Source organism: Alteribacter lacisalsi, from assembly GCF_003226345.1.
Classification (GTDB): Bacteria; Bacillota; Bacilli; order Bacillales; family Salisediminibacteriaceae; genus Alteribacter; species Alteribacter lacisalsi.
In genome coordinates this window covers 245,635-269,937 of record NZ_PDOF01000003.1, presented here as the reverse complement: position 1 = coordinate 269,937, position 24,303 = coordinate 245,635, and the positions used below count along the sequence as shown (strand labels likewise).

Sequence of the window (24,303 nt, the reverse complement as noted above, 5' to 3'; positions counted from 1 at the left end):
CGAACCACTCTAAAACTTTTTGAACCACCTTAAAATGAAATGAACCACCCTAATTGTGCTGCGAACCACTCTAAAACAAAACGAACTACCTTTAACGCAGCCTGAAGCAGTCTGACCACACCCCCCAAAAAAACCACCCACCAAAAATGCCACACGAGAACCGTCCCCACTTAACACAAACCCACATAACATACCCAGAAAGGGGTGTGTACGACTCGATGAAAAATGAAGTCTATATCCGTCATATTCTTGAACCGGGTTTCCGGTTTACCCGGGCCCATTTTCTGCCCTGCATTCTGAAAATAAACCTTGCGCACGTTCAGATGCTCATCAACTGCAGGATCATTGACGAAAAAGACGGATCCAAGCTCATCACCGAACTTAAGAATATTATGCAGAACCAGAGCACATTCGCGGACACCTATGACCCCCGATTCGAGGACCTCTTTTTCATGCTTGAAAACGAACTGGAAAACAGGCTCGGGCCGGAAACGGCAGGCAACCTTCACGTAGCCTTCAGCCGAAACGATATGGATGCGGCCATGTACCGGATGTTCTGGAGGGACCGCCTGCTCGAGTGGGTGGAAGCGCTCCTCCACCTCAGAAAACAGATCACACTCCAGGCAAGGCAGCATATAACCACAATCATGCCCGCGTACACGCACGGCCAGCAGGCACAGCCGACGACGCTTGCCCACTACCTTCTGGCAGTGGAAGCAGGCCTCAGCAGGGACTGCGACCGGGCACTCGCTCTCTACGACCGTATCAATGAAAGTCCTATGGGTGCAGTCGCATTATCGACCACAGGCTTTAAAATTGACCGTGATTTCATGTGCAGAGAGCTCGGTTTTGCACGTATTATGGGTAATTCGTATGATGCCGTCAGTGCCGCTGATTATATGGTCGAAATAGGGGGAATCCTGACGATTTCCCTCGCCACGCTGTCCCGGTTTGTACACGACCTCATGGGGATGGCAAGTAACGAATCAGGAGCACTGAGGCTCGATGACCGACTCGTGCAGATCTCCAGCGTGATGCCGCAAAAGCGCAACCCGTCCGCTCTTGAACATACCCGTGCGCAGATCAGCAGAAGTACGGCGCAGTTGAGGGGGATTCCGGATTTTTTAAGAAATGTGCCGCTCGGAGATATCGTGGATATCGGTGATGACATTCAGCCGTCACTATTTGATGGATTCAGTCATGCAGTAACGTCTGTTGAACTGCTTGCTGAAGTTACAGCACATGCCGATTTCAACCGTAAAATTCTCTATGACCGCTGTAAGCGGAGCTTTTCAACATCCACGGAAATTGCCGACACCCTGGTCAGGGAGCACAGCCTGACTTTTCGTATCGCGCACAAAATCGTGTCGTTCTTTGTCAAGAACATTTACGATCAGGGAAAAACACCAGCGGACCCGGGGCTCGCAAAGGAACTGGAAAAAGCAGCATCAAAAATCTCCGGCAAAGACATTACGATTAACGATGAACAGTACTTCCGCATGACTGACCCGGCAGCCTTTATCAACTCCCGTACCATTCCCGGTGGGCCGGCACCGGCGGAAGCCGACAGGCAGCTGCAGAAAGCTGACCTTCATATGAAGCAGACCGCACACTCCCTCGACACACTCCGGGGCTGCCATTAGGAAAATGAACGACAAAAATCGGGGAGTGTGCTCACTCCCTGTACTGTAAAAGACAGATATATAATCCCTTTTACCTAGTAAAAAGTACCAATATTCACCCCGACTGACATAGTACATAGTAATAATTCGGCTTTTTCATCAAAAAGTACCATTTTTCTGAAAAAACTGAATTTAACGATGTCAAATTGGCATCTTATGTTAAACTTGAAAAAACATGATTAGTACCAGACCTTAAGAGACATTGTGCCTAAAATTTCAGCAGCAGGGACGTCATACATAGTCTTTTTTTTAGCTCAGTCGTTCGTAATAAGAAACGTGGAAGGAGTAAAAAAGCGATGATCATTCCTGAAAATGCTCGTTTTTTAGTCACCGGAGGAGCGGGTTTTATTGGTTCCGGACTGGCGTGGTATCTTTCAAGAAAGGGACACGAAGTCGTTTTGCTCGACGATATGTCCAACGGTTCGCCGGACACAGTAAGGGAACTTTCGGAGAGTGAGAATGTCACATTTATCCATGGGGATATCCGGGACCCGGAAGCCTGCCGTGATGCGGTGGAAGGCGTCGATTACGTTCTTCACCACGCGGCGAGGGGGTCGGTGCCCCAGTCGATGGACGAACCGCTGCTCTACGACGAAGTCAACGTCAGAGGAACACTGAACCTTCTGGATGCGGCCCGTGATGAGGGCGTAAGAAAATTTGTATACGCTTCTTCATCTGCTGTATACGGGGACGGGGGACGTAAGCCGGTTCATGAAAACAAGCCCCTTCAGCCCCTTTCTCCTTATGCCGCAACAAAAAAAGTCAATGAACTGTATGCGAGGCAGTATTCTAACCTGTACGGGATGGAAACGGTGGGCCTGCGCTATTTTAATGTGTTCGGGCCGCGCCAGAATCCTCATTCCGCCTACTCGTCTGTCATTCCCGTATTTCTCAAGTCTCTGCTTTCAGGCCGTGCCCCGATCGTGCATGGAGGCGGCAGTCAGACGAGGGACTTTGTTTACCTCGACGATGTGATTCAGGCCAATATCCGTGCCTGCCTGTCGGGACCTGAAACAGCGGGTCAGGTGTTTAACATCGCTTCAGGGCAGTTCGTGTCCATCATGCAGCTTTACCGGACCGTCGAGCGTCTCGCAGGCATTCGAATCCAGCCGGAATACAGCGGGGCAAGGGCAGGAGATATAACCCATTCACGGGCGGACATCTCAAGAGCAGAAAGAATGCTCGGATTTTCACCGCAGACCAGATTGACCGAAGGCATTGAACGGACGATGGCATGGTACAGACAGACGTTTAAAGTCACAACGACAGGATAAGGGGAGGGATTGGATGAACGTATTTGTTACAGGAGCGGCCGGTTTTATTGGCATGCATACGGCTGAGCGCCTGCTCAGAAACGGGTGCAACGTTACCGGGCTGGATAACATGAACAGCTATTACGATCTCAGGCTGAAGCAGGACCGGCTTGCCCGGCTCCAGGTATATCCCGGATTCAGGTTTTACCGGGCTGACCTTTCTGACCGGGATGCCCTGAATGAAGCGTTCACCTCTCGTAATCATGATGTGGTCATCCATCTCGGCGCCCAGGCCGGTGTGAGATACAGCCTTGAAAATCCGGAAGCCTACATCGAGTCCAACATTTCCGGTTTCCTGAACATACTCGAAGCGTGCCGGCATCACCCGGTCCGGCACCTTCTCTATGCCTCGTCAAGCTCGGTATACGGGAACAACGAATCGATCCCGTTTTCTTCTTCAGATCCGGTGGACCACCCGGTCAGCCTGTATGCAGCAACAAAACGCTCCAACGAACTGATGGCCCACACGTACAGTCACCTCTACGGCATCCCCACTTCGGGTCTTCGCTTTTTCACTGTCTACGGACCCTACGGGCGTCCGGATATGGCCTACTTCTCCTTTGCTGAAAAAATCATGAGCGGACAGCCGATCCGCATCTTTAATGAAGGTCGCCTCGAGCGGGACTTCACGTATATCGATGACATCGTGGAACCGCTCGTGCGGCTCATCAGCCACCCGCCGGAAAAAGGCGGCAGAAACAATGCACCTGACAGAGCCGCTGCACCATTCCGTGTGTACAACATCGGGAACTCGCAGCCCGTCAAACTCATGAGATTCATCGAAACCCTTGAAGAATGTCTCGGGAAAAAAGCAGTGAAAACGTATGTGCCATTTCAAAAGGGAGATGTGATGCGCACCTTTTCTGATACGGCAGATCTCACGGCAGTGACAGGCTACACACCGAAAACAGGTATAAAAGAAGGTCTCGAGCACTTTACCAGATGGTACCTGACATATCACAGTAGGAAAACGCCGCCGGTACTTACATAAACGTACATTAATAACCACCACACCAGCACACGCAGCCGCACTGAAGGAGGGATCGACCGTTGATGGAACCGGAAAAGGCACGTCATGAGCCCGTGAACCAGAACAAAAAACAGGCCGCGTCCTCATACCAGACAATGTTCTTTCCTGCCGGCGGCAAAAAAGGCTATCACCTGGCGAAACGGATCATGGATATCCTGCTGGCATTGATCGGCCTTGTGATTGCCTTTCCTGTACTTCTCGCTGCCGCAATCGTCATTAAATTAGACACGCCCGGTCCGGTCTTTTTTTCACAGGTCCGGGTCGGGTGGCGGGGGGAGACCTTTCGGATATACAAGCTGCGTTCGATGGTCCAGACAGCAGAGAAGAACGGTGTGCGGTGGACGAAGGTGAACGACCCGCGGGTGACACGTGCCGGTGCGTGGATACGTAAAACGCGGATTGACGAACTGCCGCAGCTGTACAACGTGCTGATCGGTGATATGAGCATGGTGGGACCCCGTCCGGAGCGGCCGTTTTTTACAAAGCAGTTCAGCGAGGAAATTCCAGGTTTCACAGACCGGCTGGCAGTCAAGCCGGGACTCACCGGATGGGCCCAGGTAAATGGCGGGTACGACGTAACACCACGGCAAAAACTCAAGTACGACCGGGAGTACATAAACAACCAGTCACTCAGACTTGATGCAAAAACACTTCTGCTCACATGTAAAGTGGTGATCACCGGCAGCGGGGCGAGGTAGGGAAGGAGGAACCGGTATGACCAGGCTTTCGGTTATCATAACGACACATAATCGCCCGAAGCAGGTAAAAGAGGCGCTTTCCAGTGTGCTCTGCCAGACCCGCCTTCCTGATGAAATTATTCTCGTGGACGATGGCTCCGATGATGTGCTGGAACCTGCCATCCCGGTATTTGTTCCGTTTCGGATGACCCGTTTCTCCCGACCGCAAGGCGGGTGTGCAGCAAGAAATAAAGGAGCTGAAATGGCATCGGGGGACGTGCTGATGTTTCTTGACGACGACGATACGTGGGAGCCTGATAAAATCGAAGCCCAGATGGCCATTTTCGAGCAGGATGAAGGGACCGGGCTCGTGTATACCGGGCGGATGCGGGTGTATGACGACGACAGGGAACGGGTCATTTCACGCGTCTGGCCGGAAAAGGAAGGACGGCTCTTTCCTTCCATATTCTTTGGCAACGTCATCGGTCCCACGTCTTCAGCGGCGGTAAGGCGCCATGTTTTCCTGATCGCCGGCGGTTTTGATGAACGGTTTCCGGCGATGCAGGACTTTGATTTGTGGATCCGGTGCTGCCGGATTACAAGAGTGAGGCACGACGGAGGATGCCGGCTCCGCTACACGGTTTCCCGTGCGAACAGGCAGGTGAGCGGGAAAAGTGATAACCACCGGAAGGCGTTGAAGATTCTTCTGGAAAAATATAAAGCCAGCCTGTCTGAACTGAGCCGGCAGGATTATAAACGGATGCTCGCTTCACGATACAGAGCAGTGGCAGTCGCCGTCAGAAAGACGAGCTACTTAAGGGCGCTCTGGTGGGCTCTGAAAGCCAACCTGCTTCGGGTGCATAAAAAGGATGTCACCTTTTTAGTCCCGTTTTTCATTGTTGCGCGGGTGAAAAGATACGGAGGCAGGAGGGGAGTACAATCGACCATCTGAACGGGAAAAACCGGATTCCGGGGCTCCTGATTACCTGGATCTGCCTGCTCCTTGTTTTCAGGGAGTTCCTGCCGCCGGTTCTGGTTGAAGGATTGTTTGTGCTGACGTTTTTCATGTTTCTTTTTGTTCACAGGCGCCGCATCACCTTCAGCCGGATGCACGCCTCACTGGCGTTCTGGACGATCGGCATGACGATTGTCACCGCAATCGGCTTTTTGTACGCCAATGATGCCTACCGGGTTATGACTTATCTGAAGGATTACTATATGGGTGTGCTGCTCGTCCTGCTTCTTTTGTTATCCATTCGGACCGAAGCGTCGATGAACCGGCTGCTTTGGACCTACTTGACACTCACATTTTCAGTAGCGGTGATCAGCCTGGCTGCGTACGGATTTTACCTTACGGGAGGTACACAGACGCTGTTTGTTTCCATCGACAGTGTGTCTGTGAGAAGCACCGGTTTGTTCGGCAACCCCAATTACTACGGCATGTCGCTTCTAATGAGCCTAGCTGCTGCGGCTGTGCTGCTGAAAAGAAATGGAAAGAAGAAATTGCTTGCCATCATGCTGGCGGTATTCACCGTGACAGCTGTCCTTACCATGTCCAGAGGGACTTGGATCTCTGTTGGAAGCATGTACGCTATATGGGGACTGCTGGCACTAAGACCGCTCACGAAAAAGAAAATGGCTGTACTTGCCTCCGTGCCGGCCCTTGCCGTAATAACCGCAGTCTTTTTCAGGCAGATGGCGCCAGGCACAGGTGTGCACCCGCTTTTTGCCCGGCTGACGGATTTTGATTTCACGATCAGGGAAGGACGGTTTTACCTGTGGGAGCAGGGGTTTCACCTCGTCATGAGCCAGCCTGCGTTTATTTTTTTCGGCGTTGGCGGCAATCAGTTTCATACCTACAGCGAGGCCGGTATTACAAATTATGTGCATAACGGCTACCTGAATTTTGCCTACGAAAACGGGATTTTCGGGATTCTGCTCCTGCTGGCCCTCACCATATTCCTTTTCTCAAGGGTCAGATCCGGGCGTGCGTTTGCCAACCCGTTTGCGATCGGCATCATCGGGTTTTACGTAATGTCACTGAGCAATGACGTATTCCGGGTCCGGGAGTTCTGGTTCGCCGTTGCGATTTTGCTGCTTTTCTACCAGCAGGAAAAAAACAGACAGAAGGTGCACAGCGAAAGCATTCAAAATCAGACCAGCGGTGTGCCGCAGACGTAGAAAGGAGGCATGGGAAATGTATACCGTACTGTATGTTGTGTCCACGCTCGGCCGTTCCGGACCGACCGGCCAGCTGCACAATCTCATCACGAACCTGTCCGGGCATTTCAGGGCGCAGGTGCTGACACTCTCAAAGGAGCCCGAGGATTCCCTGATCGGCCGGTTTGAAGCTTCCGGAATCGAGGTCCACACCCTCGGCCTGAGCCGGGTGGAAAGCCTGCTTTCCGGTAAAAAAAGACTTGGTCAGTACATTACAGAATTTCAGCCCGATGCTGTCCATACACAGGGAATCCGGGCCGACAGCCTGGTCGCTTCCTTAAGACTTCCCAATCATATCTGTACGGTACGAAACGATCCTCACGAGGACTACCTGATGAAATTCGGTCCTTTGAAGGGACGAATCATGGCCCGGCAGCATGTACAGGCAGTCAGGCGCATCCCGCATCCGGTAGCCTGCTCGGAAACCCTGGCCCGCTGTTTCCGGGAAAAAGACATCGGCCTTTTCCTCTCATCTATCCAAAATGGTGTGAACGCAGCGCTTTACGAGGTGCCGACAGACGATCAGCGTAAGAAGGCCCGGAGAAATTTGGGGCTTCCTGAAGATGCGATCGTGTTCGTAAGCGTGGGGTCACTCATTAAGAGAAAGGATCCGCTAAGGCTGATCGATGCGTTTATGGAAATTCCAGGAGAGGATCGGGTGCTGCTCATGGTCGGGGACGGCCCGCTGCGAAAAGACTGTGAAGCGCGGTCCATAAGCGATAACCGGATTGTTTTTACCGGTCAGACCAGTAAAGTCGCAGCCTGCCTCACTGCCTCGGATGTTTTTGTATCGGTCAGTTTGTCGGAAGGCCTCCCGAATACGGTGCTTGAAGCGATGGCTGCGGGACTTCCGGTCTGTCTGTCCCGGATCGGTCCCCACGAGGAAATCCTCCGTTTGGGACCGGATGCCGGAGTTTTAGTCGAGCCGGGAAATACGGGGGAAATCTGCCGGGCGCTCCTAGAGCTGGAGGCGGCCAAAGAAGCGAGAGCCGGCGCACCGCGGCGCCTGATTGATGTGCATTTGAGCGCGGGTCGCATGAGTGAGCGCTATCAGACGAAATATCTCGAAATTATAGAGGGTTGTGGTTAAATGGCACAGTACGGAGTAAAAGAGCGCATGGCAGCGAAGCGGCTGGACGCCTTTCCACGAGTGAAAAAAGCACTTAAGCTGGTTTACCAGCGCGTGCAGTACGTACGGCATCGTGAAAAAGGATTTACATATTGGTCTGCGCCTGATGTAAAGGTGACCCCTGCCGCAGAAGAGGGGGCCGGTCTGTTTGCCGGTTATTTTGACCGCTCCCCGTGGAATCCTTCCATGAGCAGGATGGTATTTCACCGTATTATCCGGGATCAGAAAGCCGACATTATCGTAACCGAACCCGGCGGCGGTCTAAAGCTTATCGCCCGGACGGAAGCGTGGAACAGGCAGCAGGGAGCGATGACTGTCTGGATGGATGATGACCGCCTTGCCTATGTGTCGAGAAGCGAGGGACGGCTTGTCACGGAAATAGCGGATGTCAGAACGGGAAAAAAAGAGCAGTGCGTTGTGCCTCTTCAGGCGTACAGCAGGAATGCAGTATACGGGATCAACTATGCACGAGTATTTGCTGAAACAAAGGAATACGGCTATGAAGCTGCAGCAGGGAACCGTGATATGGATTTGGCATCAGACGGAATCTGGAAGCATCCCCTTAACAGCGAATCGTTTGAACTGATCGTTTCACTGGCACAGCTCTCCGTACACGAGCCGGCTGCTTCTATGAAAGGTGCGGTTCATCACGTGAATCATGTGATCCCATCCCCAAAAGGAGACAGGATCGCCTTTGTACACCGGTGGACAGGTTCTGAAGGACGATTCTCCAGACTGTATACGTGCAGGCATGACGGCACAGCTCTGAAACTTCTTTTTGACGACCGGATGGTATCCCACTTTACCTGGCAGGATGACGACAGCCTGATCGTGTGGGGCAGAACATCGAAAAAGGGAGACCGGTATTATTTCGTTTATGCTGAAACCGGGATTGTCCAAGTTCTCGGGGAAGGGATACTTGACCAGTACGGAGACGGGCATCCGTCATTTTCGCCGTGCGGGAGATGGGTGATTACCGATACGTACCCTGATAAAGCACGCCAGCAGCACCTGCTGCTGTATGATACCGAAACACACTGCCTCGTACGTGCAGGGAGCTTTTTTTCGCCGCCTTCCTTTACGGGAGGGGCACGGTGCGATCTGCATCCGCGCTGGAGTCCGTGCGGGACGAAGATTTCCATCGACTCAGCCCACACTGGAAAAAGAGAAAGCTTCGTTGTTGATCTGGCCGGCATTTTATGAGAGGAGTGGACCGAATGAACGAGCAGGTGACAGTCATACTCGCAACCTATAATGCTGAAAAGTATCTGGAATCCTGTCTGTCAAGCATTTCCCGGCAGACACTCCGGAAATTCCGTGTTCATATCATTGATGACGGGTCTAGTGACGGAACCGTCAGAATCCTGAAGCAGTGGACTGAAAAAGATTCCAGATTCCGTCTCATTCGGGTCCACCGTCATAACCGTGGTCTCACTTCCACACTGAATGAACTTCTGGATACGTGTAAAACCTCCTATACGGCCAGAATGGATGCAGATGATCTGATGCATCCCGGACGGCTGAAAAAACAGGTGCGGTACCTGAATAATCATCCGGAATGCTCGATTCTCGGATCTCATGCTATCGATATTGACGAAGATGAAAATATACGGCAGCACCGCGATGTGCCAACTGACCCTGAAAAAATCGGCAGTGTGATGCCGTTTGCAAATCCACTTGTTCATCCTACCGTGATGATGCGGACGAGGGATATCATCCATCTCGGCGGCTACAACGAAACGTACCGCAACGTCCAGGACTATGAGCTCTGGTTCCGTGCCCAAAGCGAAGGACTTCACGTGCATAACCTCCGGGATCCGCTTCTTTATTACCGCGTCGTTCCCGGTCACGGTGCGAAACGGGGACTGCGTTACCGGATGCTTGATGCCCGCATCCGATGGCACGGGACAAAACGTCTCGGCCTCGGCCTTCCTGTGCGCGCCGCTTCTGTCTCAGTTGCCCTGTGTCTTGGGCTCATGCCGGGGTTTTTAAAACCAATGCTCGTGTCAATTCGGTCAAAAGTCGATCCGCGGCATTCCAGGAAAAAAGTGAAGGTGATCGCCGGAAAGGAGGCAGGTAAGACGGCAAAGGAGGCGCATATTAAATGAGGAAGGTTTTTATTTTTTCCGAGTTTCCGTCTGAGAAAGACCCGGCTGCGTTTTCCTATATCCGGCACCGGGTGGAAGCACTGAAGCACCGGTTCCATGTAACGGTCGTAACCGTAAGCCGGGAGCGTCCCAATAAAAATACGGTGGTAACGGAACAGGCTGATGGCTACCGTGTGATCACCCTGATGGTGAAAGATCTTGGAATCAGCCGTGTCCGTTTTTTCTATACTGAATATATGGTGAACCGGTTATTAAAAAGTGTACTTAAGGACGGCAAACCTGATCTGCTGGAAACGCACTTCTGTGATTTTTACAGCTGGCTTGCATTCCGCCAGTGCACAAGTCTCGGGATTCCTTTCGTCCTGTCGGAACACGCCTCATACGTAGGGAAAAAAATGAAGCATGCATACTTCGGTCCGAAAATCCGCCGGGCCTATGAAGGAGCAGCGGAAATAACAGCCGTCAGTGAATTTCTTGCAGGAAGGATGCAAAAGCACACGAAAAGGACGATTCAGGTCATCCCCAACATCGTAGACACAGAGCGGTTCTCACCGGCAAGGCGCGTCCCCGGGCCCTTTCCCCACATGATCTCAGTCGGAGTGCTCGATGAAAAAGATAAAAAAGGCATTCGCCTTCTTCTTGGTGCACTCAGGAGACTTGAGGAAAAGGGACATTTATTTACCTGTGACATTGTTGGTGACGGACCTGACAGGCTGGCACTGCAGCGTCTCTGTAAAACGTATGGCATCAGTAAGGCAGTACGCTTTAAAGGAGCGGTGCCCAATGATAAGCTCCCAGCCGTTCTTAACCGGTCCGATTTTTTCGTGTCCGCAAGCCGGGTGGAAACATTCGGGGTGGCAATCGTTGAAGGAATGAGCTGCGGTCTCCCGGTGGTCTCCACAAAATCAGGAGGGCCCGAAGAATATGTCACAAAGGAGATAGGGATTCTGTGCGGCCATTCGGAGCAGAAGCTTGCCGCAGCCCTTGAAAAGATGATCCGCACGAGCGGTACTTATAACCGCAGTACGATCCGTCAGCTCGTACTGGAGCGGTTCTCCGGAGCGGTTTACGAAAAAAGAAAGACAGCATTCTACGAGCACGTGATCAGTACCTACCGGGCTGGCGGAAAAAAAGCCACGTAGTGCCGCGCCGTCAGAGGAGGAGGGATTTCCTGCTGCTTTGGCGTATACATAGTGAAGAGAAATTAGATTAAGGCTTTGTTCGTATAGATTGTTGCTATAGACCAGATAAATTATGGAGCGAAAGGCGGCGCCTCCAGCGGGAATAGCATCAACTGAAGACCCCGGAGGGTGTATTTCCCGAGGAGGCTGAGGTGATGCCCGCGGAAAGCGTCCGCCTGTAGCGGAATATCTTGATTTAAGCTTATCCAACGTTACAGATTAAACGACTCACGACGGAAATGGGAATTGGGATAGTATGCTGACAAACAGGCTGATCAGAAAATTTTTATCGTTTTCCTATGGAGGCGCAGTGGCTGCAGGCATCGGATTTATTACTACGATGCTCACGACACGGCTGCTGCTCCCGGATGAATTCGGCAAAGCGTCCATGTTTACACTTTTCATCGGGCTGGCGGTCATTTTCTCCGTATTCGGCACCGATCAGGCCTTCGTGCGCTTTTTTTATGAAGAGGAAAAACAAAAACGAGGTGCTCTGCTGTACCGGTGTCTGAAGGTGGCAGGGTTCTTTCTTTTGCCTGCACTTGGGCTTCTTGTGCTTTTCCGCGAGCCGTTGTCTCTCTTTTTATTTGGGGAATACAGCACTGCCATTTTTGCAGCACTGGCAGCCGGACTGGTCGTTCAGGTGCTTTACGTGTTCGGTAAACTCGTGATCCGGATGCAGCAGAAGGGACACCTGTTCAGCATAAATGAAATGCTCAACCGGCTTTTTATCCTCATCGGGATCGCCGGTCTGTATTTTGTGTTTGGTCCCACATTTGAAATTATTATTTTTGCCACTGTACTAAGTTACAGTATCCTCGTTATGATTCTGGTGGCCGGGCAATGGCCGTACTGGCACCCCGGCAATGGAAAAGAAACAGAAGGCAGGCACAGTGGTACCGACATTATCAGGTACAGCTATCCGCTGGTCATCACGGCTGTGGTTGCGTGGCTTTTTGAAGGGATAGACAAGCTCGCACTCAGGCAATGGGCTGATTTTGAGGAACTCGGTCTGTACGCGGCGTCTTTTAAAATTGTTGCCCTTTTAACCATTTTAAAGGTAGCGTTTGCGAATTTCTGGACGCCGGTGGCATATGAAACGTTCGAAAAGAATCCTGGAGAACGTGCGTTCTATGGAAGGGTGTCCAGAATAGCCGCTTTTGCGATGCTCTGTGTCGCCATCATATTAATTACATTCAACGATTCATTAATCCGCCTTCTCGGAAGCGAATATGCCGCTGCAAGCTCGATGCTGGCCTTTCTCGTATTCGTGCCAGTCATGTACACCATTTCCGAGACGACGGTAATCGGAATCAACTTCTATAAGAAAGTAAAATGGCATATTGCGATCACAGGGACAGCCTGTGCTGTGAATGCGGTAGGGAACTGGCTTCTTGTTCCCCAGTACGGAGGCACAGGTGCGGCAGTTGCAACCGGAATTTCCTATATGGTCTTTCTGGGGCTGAGAACAGCCATTTCCCTTACTTATTTTCATGTGAATTACGGACTTGGGCGGCTAGCGGTCTCCACGTTCATCGTTCTCCTGCTGGCTCTTTATGCCCTTTTGGATCCTGGGCTGACCTGGAAGATTGGAACTGGCGTGGTATCCTTCGTGCTGGTAGCAGGTATATACAGGAAAGAGTGGCTCGTCCTGCTTCGAAATAGATAAACTGCACCAAAAAAGTCCGGGACAGAAAGCCCGGACTCTTTTTTCTACTCTTTTGTAAGTGTAAATGTGCCGAACATTTCCGGCAGGTCATTGTTCATCATGGACTGAAATTCCTGGAGTTGTTCCTCGTTTTCAGGTTCCATTATAGCTTCTACAGGCTCGGCTGCGAGGGTATAGGCGTAATTGTATTCATCAGAAGAGGTAAGAAAAATCCACGGGGTTTCAGCCAGGTAGTCTTCACCCATGTCCTCAGGCAGTACGATGATTGAAAAGAATGGCTGGTCAATTTCGGAATTAGGCACATAAGACACGTTAAGCGCACCTTCCATCTGGCCGCCGAAGGCTTCTTCATCGTACTCGATCAGTCCGTCCCAGTGCTCGGGGAATTCAACTGAAAAACCGAACTCTTCGCTCGTATAACCGAAGAAGCTGTCCTCTTCTGACGCGTCATCATTACTTTCTTCAGCTCCGTCTTCCTCTTCCTGAGCTTCTTCGTCTTCATCTGTGCTGTCTTCTTCTGAGCCGTTCACTTCTTCTTCTATTTTTTCTTCGATATCCTCATCCACAATTGGCCCGTTCACAGGAGCATCTTCTTCAGCTTCCTGCTCAGGATCTTCTTCCATAATCTCTTCCTCATCTTCAGTTTCCTCTTCGTCTATGTAGTCCTCGTCTGCTCCATCTTCCTCAGGTGTTTCCGGAGCTGTCTCAGCAGGTTCGTCCCCTGAATCACCGAACAGGCCGCATCCGGGGAGTACGATGGCTGAACTGAGAACTACTGCAAGTACACCGCTTTTTCGTTTCATGTCTGAACCTCCGTTTTTGCAAGTTTACAAACAGTATAGCATGAGTGCCGCCTCTGGAGGAGTGATTGGTTAAATTGTCTGATTAAAGGCGGTAGAGACGGTTGCTGACACATTTCCTGCAGTTAAATAAACGTTTAATTAAAGCGGGGAAATGTGACACTTTCCCGGGAAATGTTCCATTTCGTTGTTATTTCCCCATTCATTCACTCACTTATGTCGAATCGCCTAATCAAGACCCTGTGAAGCTGGCGTAATCAAGCATATCGCCGCCCGATACAACCGGAAACCCCATAACCATCGCAGTTCAGCCGGCTATTCTGTATGCTGGGCAATGCGCTCAATTGCAAAGCAATACGGACTTTCTTTACGAAGAGGGTTAACAGAAGTACGTTCACAGGGTAAACTTACATGACTGATATTTCGGCAGAAGGGTACTGACATAAATGGATATTACTGTTGTTATCACATCAATTTCTGTAATGGGTGTAATGATCGCCATCGGCGCCCTTTTTGCTGCGAAGGTTCCGGTGACTGCTGATGTAAAACAGGCGATGATTCTGATCGTCTTAAATATTGCCGTTCCATCCATTGTACTGAACGGGGTGTTCAACACCGATGTAACTGATCAGCTCTTCCAACAGGCGATCGCGATCTTCTTCATTTCACTCGTGTTTCATCTGGCAGCTCTTGTTTTTGCCTGGGGTTTTGCCCGTCTTATAGGATTTCGCTCCTTGTTTGCCAGGAAAATGACGCTGCTCGCAGCGCTTGGAAATACCGGTTTCATTGGTATTCCCCTGTGTGCAACGATTTTTGGTCCGACCGGAGGACTGCTTGCCGCCATTTTTGATGCGGGACTGGATCTGATTTTATTCAGTGTCGGGATTCTTATGATCCAATCCGGAGCAGGAGCAGGGTTTAAACTAAGGAATTTGAAAGCAGTGATCAACCTGCCGCTCATTGCTGTAGTGGCGGGGCTCACTTCTGTCGTCACGGGATTTGAGCCGCCTGCGTTTCTACAGCAGCTGACAGCGCTTCTATCTGGTCTTGCTGCACCGCTGGCTATGCTTTATATCGGCATGATGCTTCAAGTCCATTTTAAAGAGGTCGGTTTTCGTGTGTACCGCCAGATCTGGTTCCCGATCTTGATCCGTCTGCTTGCGATTCCCGCTTTGACGATACTGATCGTCTTTGCGCTTCCGCTTGATTCCTTTCTGCAGAGCATTATCGTCATCCTTGCCGCAATGCCGACGATTACTCTCTCGGCAATCCTGTTTCCAAGATATACGGGTGATGAAGAGACAGCTGTTGTCACGATTGCTTTTACGACCATTCTTTCCCTTGCCACGATCCCGCTCGTTGCCTGGGCAGCGGTATGGCTCGGAGGCTGATACAAATCAAGCGCCGGTACCTTAAGATGGGACCGGCGCTTTCGTGATGTATTGTGATATAAAAATTCATGTAGTGTGTTTTTCAAGCTTGAGTTCGAGAAGTTTATCCTGATGAAAGAACGCTTTTTTGATCAGACGGCTCCGTTTAGCCGGCTCTGAGTCACTGCATCGATTATAAAAGTGAAGGTGGAGATTGACCATTAGTTCATGGAACAGTTGTCTCATCATTAAACCTCCCTGTTTTTTCGTACGATAGAGTGTAGCAGCTGTTCTGCCTGGTTTATGCGTTAGCCCCGCTGGCTTTGCGTCACAGTTTTTCAGCGGCATTGCCCTTCCCGTAACGATGTTCTCCTTCTATTATACGTACCTGTGCCCTAAGTTTTGTCCATACAAACAAAAGAAGCATAGAATGAACCGTAAGACTGTTTTATAGTCTGGTTCAATGTACCTTGAAGTGCCCGATATCTGGGAAAAGGAAGGTCTATACTCCTGCTTGATTAACGGGACCAGCCGGGAGACCGTGCAGAAAAACATGGCAGGGCTGTAAGCATATTTCTATTCTCCTGTTTTCATGTGGAAATATGCTCTGGACAGGTACAAGGGATGATAAACAGGATATTAAAGATCTTCCGAACAGAGAAAACATGAGTGAATATAGGACAAACGGCTGGTATATAAGCATTCCTTATGGATTCATCAGAAAAATGTATAACTATGTCAGAAAAAATGGTGCTACGATTATTTAGTAGTCAGATTATTCTGTACATAAGGGAAGGGGGCAGGACCTGTCTTTTTGCAAGTTTTCAAGACTTACACCACCATGAGGGAGGAAGAAGGATGAAACTGAAAAAGAAAGGCCTGACAAAAGCCGTCACGGCCATTACGGCGGCAGCACTGCTTTTTGCCACGCCGTTTCACGCTGAAGCGAGAAACTATGACGGTGATGTAGATAACGTGGCGACCGGTACGGACGGAATGGTCTCCACTTCACATCCGATAGCATCACAGGTAGGTGCTGACGTGCTTAACCGCGGAGGGAACGCGGTAGACGCAGCGGTCGCGATCCAGTATGCCTTAAATGTCGTTGAGCCGATGATGTCCGGGATTGGCGGCGGCGGCTTCATGATGGTTTATGACGCCGATGAAGATGATGTTACGATCGTAAACAGCAGAGAACGTGCCCCGGCAGGTGCCGAGCCGGATATGTTCCTTGATGAAAATGGGAATCCTATTCCGTTCCAGGAGCGGGTTCGTCACGGTAACGCAGTTGGTGTCCCGGGAACACTTAAAGGGCTGGAAGAAGCGCTTGACCGTTGGGGATCCCGCCCGCGTCAGCAGCTGATCACACCGGCAGTCCAACTGGCCCAGAAAGGGTTTGAAGTCGATGCCCAGCTTGCATCGGCCATTGTAAGTAATGAAGAAAAACTGTCACTGACACCTGCAGCCGATGTGTTTTTACCTGATGGCGAACCGGTGCAGGAAGGCGATGTTCTCGTTCAGGCGGACCTGGCTGATACACTGAAGAGAATCCGCTCACACGGAGCCGATGTTTTCTATTATGGTGAAATCGCTGATGCGATTGCCGAAACCGTACAGGAATTCGGCGGCAGCATGACGTCTGAAGATCTTGCAAACTATGAACTGTCTATTGATGAGCCGGTATATGGTAACTATAAAGATTTCTCTATTGCAAGCATGCCGCCTCCGAGTTCTGGCGGAACGTTCCTGATTCAGATGCTTAAGATTCTTGAAGACTTTGATCTTGGACAGTACGATGTACGTTCATTTGAAAAGTACCATCTGCTCTCTGAAACGATGAGACTGGCCTATGCAGACCGGGCGGCATACGCAGGAGACCCAGAGTTTGTTGATGTGCCGGTGAACGGGCTGCTGCATCCGGACTATATCGCGGAAAGACGCGATCTGATTTCATTGGATTCCGTGATGGAAGATATTGAACCGGGCGACCCGTGGGCTTATGAGAACGGCGACCCTGACTACGATGTGGAAGCCGGCGCTCATGACGTAGACAACAACCCAGGTGAAACGACCCACTTTACGGTCGCTGACCGCTGGGGCAACGTTGTATCCTACACAAGCACGATTGAGCAGGTGTTCGGATCCGGCATTATGGTAGACGGGTACGGACTGCTTCTGAACAACGAGCTGACAGACTTTGATGCGGTACCTGGCGGAGCGAACCAGGTGGAGCCGAACAAGCGTCCGCTCAGCAGCATGACACCAACAATGATTCTTGATGAAGACGGGAAGCCGGTGGCCACACTCGGTTCACCTGGTGGTCCCCGGATTATTACAGCTGTGCTTCAGGTATTCCTGAACATTGCCGAGTACGGTATGGATCTTGAAGAAGCAGTTGCGGAACCTCGTATTTACAATACGCATACCACCGAAACATGGTGGGAGGAAGGTGTACCGGCAGATGTTAGAGCAGAAATGACAGCGCTCGGCCACCGTCTGCAGTCAAGTCCAAACCTTGTCGGAAACGTGCAGGCACTGCAGATTGATTATGATATAGGTGAATTTTACGGCGTGGCCGATGAGCGCCGTGACGGTGCGGCCATCGGCATTAACCGTCCGGGTAACCGCGGCGGTGGAGGTAACAGGTAGGCAATATTAAAAACCGGTGCCAAAATGGCACCGGTTTTTTATGTGTCTTTCATGAAAAGGCAGAGGGTGTGTCCGCTACGGAAGGGTGATCTGCCGGGTGTTCAGCAGGGGCTGTTCACCATGCTGAACACCTTTATTATCTGCCGCTTACAGCCGCTGGAAACGCCCCGGATGCTTCTTTCAAAAGCTCCAGTGCAAACTGCGTGACAGGAGGAATGAAATTGGATGTATTCCAGACTGCTGAGATGGAGCTGTACAGTTCCTGTCCTTCAATCCGGATGCCTTTTATTTTATCGCCGGGAAGCAGGTCGATCATGTCAGCCGGCATCAGCGTGATGCCGATTCCGCTTGCAATCAGGTTGCTGATTGTCAGCATTTCCGGACCAATGCCCATCGTCCGCGGAACGAATCCGGCTGTCCGGCAGGCCTGTTCTAAAACTCCATGAAGGGAGGGAGATGTTTCCGGATCATAATGAAGAAACGTTTCGCCGCTCATTTCACTAAGGTTGACACTATCCTGTGCAGCCAGGGGGTGAGAAGCGGAAACAACGAGAAGGACAGGGTGACGGGAAATTTCGAAAATACTGGTTGACTCTTCCTGGGTCTCACCCAAGGTGGAAGAGGTCCGAAAGAGGCCTACATCGCTTTCGCGGCTTCGAACGAGCTCAATGACCCGTTTGGACGAAGTTTCCTGGATGTAGAATTCAACGTCGCTGAATTTTGCGCGCAGGCCGGGCAGAAGGGCCGGCACCCAGTTGCTGGCAGCGGATGGAACGGCAGCGATAGAAATGTTCTTCTGTGGAATTGTACCGTGTTCCTGGATGTCCATGAGGGTCTGCTCAATCGTTTCAAACGAAGGCTGCAGCTTTTTATAAAGGAACATTCCTTCTTTCGTCAGTTTGACTGTGCGGGTGGTTCTGGTGAGGAGCTTGAAATTGAACTGCTCTTCCAAAGCGTGAATCTGCTGGCTCAGCCCGGGCTGGGAGATATGCAGGTTTTTCGCAGCCTTACTAAAGTTGAGACAGCGGGCAACCTCGAGAAAATAGCGGAGTGCCTGTAAGTTCATGCAGTAAAATCCTCCTCGTAAACAGGTAAAACATTCCTGTAATCTATTACCCACCATTATAAAAACAATTCTGAAACTACAACAGTGGAGAAAGACCTGTATAAATCGTGCCTGACTCAGGTTAATTCATAATGAGAGATTATGAATATATAACAAATACCTATTTCCCATTAAGTGGATCCGGGTGGTACGGTCGTAGCAGAACATAAAAAAGGAGAGGGTTTCATGAGCGGAATTAAACTGCTTCAATTTGGACTCGGACCCATTGGACTTGAAGTGATCAGAAAAGCGGTGGATGTGCACGGACTTACTCTGGCCGGTGCGGTGGATATTAACCCGGAATATACCGGAAAAGATGTCGGGGAACTTGCCGGGACCGGCAGCACGGAAACACCGGTTGTCAGTACCATTCAGGAGATGCCCCCCCACTCTGAAGAAGAGTCACCAAGAGTGGCGGTCCACTGCACAGGATCAAACCTGAAGCGGATTTGGCCGCAGATTAAAGATCTGCTCGATCACGGATACTCTGTCGTCTCCACCTGCGAGGAGCTCTCGTATCCGTGGCATCGTTACCCTGCCCTGTCTGAAGAGATCGATGCATATGCAAAATCGAAAGGACTTGCCGTTCTTGGAACAGGTGTGAATCCCGGTTTTGTAATGGATACAATGACGCTCTGTATAACGTCTGTGGTTAATGAGGTCGGTGATGTAAAGGCGGAACGGAAAGTGGACGTGTCGCGCCGGAGGGTGCCTCTGCAGAAAAAAGTCGGCTGCGGGATGACCGTTGGCGAGTTCGAAGCACTGGCTGAAAAGGATGCCATCGGTCATGTGGGGCTTGAAGAGTCAGCACGGCTGATCGCATACGGCCTCGGCATGGATCTGGTCAGCGTGAAGAACACGATAAAACCGGTCGTGGCACAGGAAGCGCTTACCCTGACCTCCGGGCGGATTGAAAAAGGGATGGTCTGCGGGCAGCATCAGGTTGTGCTGGCTGAATCAGCAGACGGACGAACCATCACACTCGAACTGACGATGGCAGCAGGTGCCGAGCAGGAAGACCGGGTGAAAATCGGCGGAGGAGAAGCACTTGAACTTGTGATTCCAAACGGGGTGTTCGGTGACACAGCGACAGCGGCGATGGCTTTGAACATGGCGAAGGTCGTGGGCGGACATGACGGAGCCGGCCTGTTTACCATGGCAGACCTGCCTTTACCGAGAAACATTCGAGCCCGGGCGGGAGTCGGAATGGCCGGCGGAACACAATGAAAAAACTTCCCTTTTTTTCCTGTGGCAAATGATTAATAGTTGTTATTAAATATAAAAGTGGCTATAATTTAATTGAAAGTCTAGCAGATTATGACTCATTGTGACATACTTATCCTGCATTTCCATTTCGGATGATAGGCAGTTTTCTGCCTGTTATTATAATCTACTATTTAATAGGGGGAACTACACATGAAGAAGTATTCGTTTTTAGTTATGCTTCTGGCCATGATGCTTGTGATTGCAGCGTGCGGCGATGCCGATGATAACGGCGGCGACGCAGACGGCGATGACGATCAGACAGAAGAAACAGGGGATGACAACGGAGACGGTGAGGAAGCAGCAGCTGACTGGATTTCTGATGTTACTGTCCTTACAGGCGGAGAACAGGGTGTTTACTTCCCGCTTGGCGGCGCGATGGCGCAGATTATCAGTGATAACGTAGACGACGTTTCTGCAAGTGGTGTATCGACTGGTGCATCGGTTGTAAACATTAACGATATTCAGGACGGAATGGGTGAACTTGCCCTTGTTCAGAACGATATCGCATATTTCGGACAGGAAGGGATGATCATGTTTGATGAGTCCCTTGACAACTTCTCCGGGATCGCGACGCTTTATCCGGAAGTGGTTCAGATTGTAGCCATGGCAGACAGCGGAATTGAATCAGTAGAAGATCTTGCAGGCCAGCGTGTGGCTGTCGGTGACCAGGGGTCCGGTACAGAAGCGAACGCAAGCCAGATTCTTGAAGCTCACGGTATTACGTACGAAGACATCAACCAGGAGTACATGGATTTCGGTGATGCAGCAGGTGGAATCCAGGATGGCAACATCGATGCGGCATTCATTACTGCCGGTACACCAACAGGTGCGATCGAGTCCCTCCAGGCCAACCGCGACATTACGATCGTAAACATCAGCGATGATGCAATCGAAAACCTTACTTCCGAGTATCCTTACTACACAGAGTACACGGTTGAGGGTGATACGTACGGTACAGACGAAGCGACTACGGTAGCGGTTCAGGCGATGCTGATTGCAAGCAACGACCTGCCTGAAGATCAGGTATACGAAATGACTCGCGCATTATTCGAGAATCTTGATGTGATCGAAGGAACGCACGCACGTGGTGGGGACATCTCTCTTGAAACAGCTCAGGACGGTATGTCCATCGAGCTTCACCCGGGTGCCCAGCGTTACTTTGATGAGCAGTAGGAAAAGAACTGGTGAAGAGGCATTGCTGCAAAGCAGTGCCTTTTTCACTAGCATGAAATGAAACAGTCTGTTTATATTCTCGTTGCGCTGCTGATCCTGACCGCCGCTGCAGCTGCGGCTCTGTTTATTGCTGCCCCGGAACGAGTGCTGGAAATTACAGAAGCCAAGACCGGGGAAATACTATGGCAGGAGCCGATTGAAGAGGAAGAATGGTTTCATCACGAATACATTCATTCGGTCCAGAAATCAAAAGTGATTGAAAAATTCAAACTTGGCTCTGACGGACAGATGTATACAATGGAAAGCTGGACCCGTTCATTTGGAGCCGGTCTGCCTTACGAAGATAAAGGTAATATGGAAGTCATTGACGGCTGGTACGTCACGAGGGATATTTACAGTCCGCTTGACGAACTCCAGATGATTCCATCACACCTTTATCCCCATACGTTTCATTTTAACGAAAAGGAGGCCGATCTTACGGAGCCTCCGTTTAAGCGCACTCATATTAAGATTGAGGTCAGACTGCTGACCATCCGGGAACGGATCGGTTATTTTTTTACCTGAATGATCTGAAATGAAAGTGTGAAAAGTACATCTTAGAAAGGAGCGTAAATGATGAGTACAAATGAACCGCCGGACAGGCAGGACCCCAAGTCCACTCCGGCAGATCCCCAGGCGAAGTCTCAGGCACTGGAACTCCAGTCAAGTGACCGGGTGCTGAGAGGCAAATGGGGGCTGCTCTTTATGGTTCTGGCCCTTACTTTGTCCATTTATCATTTTTATACGGCCGGATTCGGCTTGCAGGTAGGTACCCGTACACACCTTCTTTTTCATCTGATGATGGGACTGACACTCGTGTTTATCCTTTATCCGATCAAAAAGGGACTGGGACAGACGAAGGTACCCTGGTATGATTTAGTGCTGGCTGGTGCTGTGTTGTTTGTGGGTATATACATTATCCAGAACCAGCAGTCCCAGGCGATTCTGAGTGCACGCCCGACAGACTTTGACATCTTTATCAGTGTGGCACTGATTGCCCTCGTGCTGGAAGCCACGCGCCGGGTCGTCGGTAAACCGCTTGTCATCATTGCGGCCTGTTTTATTGCGTATTACTTTCTCGGAGAGTTCATGCCGGGAATCCTCAGACATACACGAACCGACTTTGATCGTTTCTTCTATGAAATGGGTTATACCACAGCGGGGATATTCGGTACTCCCCTTAGTGTTTCGGCTACTTATGTATTTATCTTTATTTTGTTCGGTGCGATTCTCGAGTCCACCGGTGCAGGTAAAATGTTTATCGATCTGGCGCTTCGTGCGTTCGGACGCTATAAAGGCGGACCGGCCAAAGCAGCCGTTGTCGCCAGTGGTATGCTCGGAAGTATATCCGGGAGTTCCACAGCCAACGCCGTAACAACAGGAACGTTTACCATTCCTCTTATGAAGCGGGTCGGCTTCCGTCCGCACACAGCAGGGGGAATTGAAGTTGCGGCCTCCTCGAGCGGACAGTTTCTGCCGCCGATTATGGGTGCGGCAGCCTTCCTGATGATCGAGTATACGGGAATTGCCTATGTGGAGATCATCCGCAGTGCCATGATTCCGGCGATTCTCAGTTATGTGGCGATCCTGCTGATGGTTCACTTTGAAGCGTCCAAATACAACATCAGCGGACTGAAAAAAAGCGAGCTCGTATCGGCGAGGAGACTGCTGCTGCAGCAGGGATATCTGATTCTGCCGGTTTTCGTGCTCATCTACTTCCTTGTACAGCGGTTTACCGTACCGAATGCGGCCTTCTTCGCGATCGTCGTGATTCTGATTATGGCGTTCTTCGCCCACCGCTTCAAGGAGCGTCTCGGACGAAGTCTGCTGTATGCTGTGCTTCTGATGGCGTTTGCTTTCAGTCTGCAGTATATACTCGTGTTCCTGAACAACTTTACGCCTCGTGAGATTCAGTGGCGTGATGAAATTCCGATTCTTGTCGTTCTGAGCTTAGTTATAGCCGCTCTATTTGCGGTGGCCCAGAAGGGACTGAAAGTCGAGTCGGCTCCTGTCAAATACGGCATGCCACAGCTCGTGCGCGGTCTTGAACTGGCAGCAAGAAACTCTCTTTCTGTCATTGTTGCGACTGCAACAGCAGGTATTCTGATCGGGGTTGTCAACCTGACAGGACTGTCGCTGAAGCTCTCGAACATGATTATCAGCTTCTCCGGCACGCTGGCGGATATTATTCCGGCGTTCATGACGTTTGAAAATACGCAGCTGTACTTTGCCCTGATCCTGACGGTTATTGCCTGTCTGATTCTTGGACTCGGCCTCCCGACCACGGCTACGTACGTTATTCTTGCTGCGATGGTGGCACCGGCCCTTGTAGACCTGGGTGTTCCAATTCTTGCGGCTCACCTGTTCGTTCTTTACTACGGGGTGCTTGCGGACGACACGCCGCCGATCAACCTGCCGGCATACGCTACTGCAGGGATTGCCAATGCTGAACCGGTCCGGACCGGTGTACAGGGCTTTAAGTATGATTCCGGGGCACTTCTGCTTCCGTTTGCCTTTGCGACGAACCCGATTATCCTTCTTCTGACAGATGCATCGTGGACGATCGTAGCGGTAAATATCTTTACAGCACTTGTCGGAATCATTGCCTTTGCTTCTGTGATTCAGGGATGGTTTGTGCTTAAGTATTACTGGTTTGAGCGCTGGGCAGCTCTTATTGCCGCTCTTGTCCTGATCAACCACCACTGGATTTCCGACCTGATCGGAATTGGTATTGTGGCTATTCTCTTTACCTCCCAGTTCATCCGAGGCAGAAAAGAGAAAGAGAAGCAGGACACTCCAGTCACAGAATAGGATTCCATTTTAACTGCCGAAGCTGGCTCTGTCGAAGCAAATCGGAGCTTAATCGAGATGTAAACGCTCTTCACTGCCGCA

At 50.8% G+C, this 24,303-nt stretch carries 20 protein-coding genes; 17 read left to right on the top strand and 3 right to left on the bottom strand.

The window, feature by feature from the left end:
* Positions 1-218: 218 nt before the first annotated feature.
* The 11 genes from argH to CR205_RS16145 all read left to right on the top strand — a co-directional run bounded on the left by argH (position 219) and on the right by CR205_RS16145 (position 13,009).
* Positions 219-1,643, top strand: coding sequence for an argininosuccinate lyase (argH, locus tag CR205_RS16195; RefSeq protein ID WP_161524815.1), 1,425 nt, complete (start codon positions 219-221; stop codon positions 1,641-1,643).
* A 335-nt stretch (positions 1,644-1,978) separates the two neighbouring features.
* Complete coding sequence (locus tag CR205_RS16190) at positions 1,979-2,956, top strand: SDR family oxidoreductase (protein WP_110521187.1); 978 nt, start codon at positions 1,979-1,981, stop codon at positions 2,954-2,956.
* Positions 2,957-2,969: 13 nt separating this feature from the next.
* Positions 2,970-3,986, top strand: a complete 1,017-nt coding sequence (locus CR205_RS16185) for an NAD-dependent epimerase (protein WP_110521186.1) — start codon at positions 2,970-2,972, stop codon at positions 3,984-3,986.
* A 62-nt stretch (positions 3,987-4,048) separates the two neighbouring features.
* A complete protein-coding gene (locus tag CR205_RS16180) occupies positions 4,049-4,723 on the top strand; it encodes a sugar transferase (RefSeq protein ID WP_407923584.1) in 675 nt (224 codons plus the stop codon).
* A gap of 16 nt (positions 4,724-4,739) precedes the next feature.
* Positions 4,740-5,654, top strand: a complete 915-nt coding sequence (locus tag CR205_RS16175; protein WP_110521185.1) for a glycosyltransferase family 2 protein — start codon at positions 4,740-4,742, stop codon at positions 5,652-5,654.
* A gap of 98 nt (positions 5,655-5,752) precedes the next feature.
* Positions 5,753-6,883, top strand: coding sequence for an O-antigen ligase family protein (locus CR205_RS16170; protein ID WP_142669905.1), 1,131 nt, complete (start codon positions 5,753-5,755; stop codon positions 6,881-6,883).
* Between the two features lie 16 nt (positions 6,884-6,899).
* Positions 6,900-8,012: a glycosyltransferase gene (locus CR205_RS16165; RefSeq protein ID WP_161524814.1), complete on the top strand. Its 1,113-nt coding sequence runs from the start codon at positions 6,900-6,902 to the stop codon at positions 8,010-8,012.
* Positions 8,013-9,254, top strand: coding sequence for a TolB-like translocation protein (locus CR205_RS16160; RefSeq protein WP_110521182.1), 1,242 nt, complete (start codon positions 8,013-8,015; stop codon positions 9,252-9,254).
* Positions 9,255-9,268: 14 nt separating this feature from the next.
* Positions 9,269-10,159 carry a glycosyltransferase gene (locus tag CR205_RS16155; RefSeq protein ID WP_161524813.1) on the top strand — a complete coding sequence of 297 codons (891 nt, stop codon included), beginning with the start codon at positions 9,269-9,271 and terminating at the stop codon, positions 10,157-10,159.
* On the top strand, positions 10,156-11,301 hold the full coding sequence (locus tag CR205_RS16150) for a glycosyltransferase (protein WP_110521180.1): 1,146 nt from the start codon (positions 10,156-10,158) through the stop codon (positions 11,299-11,301). Before CR205_RS16155 ends, CR205_RS16150 begins: the two co-directional genes overlap by 4 nt.
* 295 nt (positions 11,302-11,596) lie before the next feature.
* Positions 11,597-13,009 carry a lipopolysaccharide biosynthesis protein gene (locus tag CR205_RS16145; RefSeq protein ID WP_110521179.1) on the top strand — a complete coding sequence of 471 codons (1,413 nt, stop codon included), beginning with the start codon at positions 11,597-11,599 and terminating at the stop codon, positions 13,007-13,009.
* 44 nt (positions 13,010-13,053) lie between these two features.
* On the opposite strand, the gene CR205_RS16140 is transcribed toward CR205_RS16145, so the two are convergent.
* A complete protein-coding gene (locus CR205_RS16140; protein ID WP_110521178.1) occupies positions 13,054-13,812 on the bottom strand; it encodes a hypothetical protein in 759 nt (252 codons plus the stop codon).
* A gap of 443 nt (positions 13,813-14,255) precedes the next feature.
* Between CR205_RS16140 and CR205_RS16135 the strand changes: the two genes are divergently transcribed.
* A complete protein-coding gene (locus tag CR205_RS16135) occupies positions 14,256-15,200 on the top strand; it encodes an AEC family transporter (RefSeq protein ID WP_110521177.1) in 945 nt (314 codons plus the stop codon).
* Positions 15,201-15,266: 66 nt separating this feature from the next.
* Here CR205_RS16135 and CR205_RS20340 read toward each other — a convergent pair whose 3' ends face one another.
* On the bottom strand, positions 15,267-15,425 hold the full coding sequence (locus CR205_RS20340; RefSeq protein WP_161524812.1) for a hypothetical protein: 159 nt from the start codon (positions 15,423-15,425) through the stop codon (positions 15,267-15,269).
* Between the two features lie 612 nt (positions 15,426-16,037).
* Between CR205_RS20340 and ggt the strand changes: the two genes are divergently transcribed.
* Complete coding sequence (gene ggt / locus CR205_RS16130) at positions 16,038-17,828, top strand: gamma-glutamyltransferase (protein WP_110521176.1); 1,791 nt, start codon at positions 16,038-16,040, stop codon at positions 17,826-17,828.
* A 136-nt stretch (positions 17,829-17,964) separates the two neighbouring features.
* Here the strand turns inward: ggt and CR205_RS16125 are convergent, their stop codons facing one another.
* Positions 17,965-18,894, bottom strand: a complete 930-nt coding sequence (locus tag CR205_RS16125; RefSeq protein WP_161524811.1) for a LysR family transcriptional regulator — start codon at positions 18,892-18,894, stop codon at positions 17,965-17,967.
* A gap of 225 nt (positions 18,895-19,119) precedes the next feature.
* On the opposite strand from CR205_RS16125, the gene CR205_RS16120 reads away from it, so the two are divergent.
* The 4 genes from CR205_RS16120 (at position 19,120) to CR205_RS16105 (ending at position 24,222) form a co-directional block, all read left to right on the top strand.
* Positions 19,120-20,160 (top strand): NAD(P)H-dependent amine dehydrogenase family protein, encoded by a 1,041-nt coding sequence (locus CR205_RS16120; protein ID WP_110521174.1) that lies wholly within the window; start codon positions 19,120-19,122, stop codon positions 20,158-20,160.
* A 189-nt stretch (positions 20,161-20,349) separates the two neighbouring features.
* Positions 20,350-21,372, top strand: a complete 1,023-nt coding sequence (locus CR205_RS16115; protein WP_110521173.1) for a TAXI family TRAP transporter solute-binding subunit — start codon at positions 20,350-20,352, stop codon at positions 21,370-21,372.
* Between the two features lie 57 nt (positions 21,373-21,429).
* Positions 21,430-21,936, top strand: a complete 507-nt coding sequence (locus CR205_RS16110; RefSeq protein WP_110521172.1) for a DUF1850 domain-containing protein — start codon at positions 21,430-21,432, stop codon at positions 21,934-21,936.
* Between the two features lie 51 nt (positions 21,937-21,987).
* A complete protein-coding gene (locus CR205_RS16105; protein ID WP_110521171.1) occupies positions 21,988-24,222 on the top strand; it encodes a TRAP transporter permease in 2,235 nt (744 codons plus the stop codon).
* Positions 24,223-24,303 lie beyond the last annotated feature (81 nt).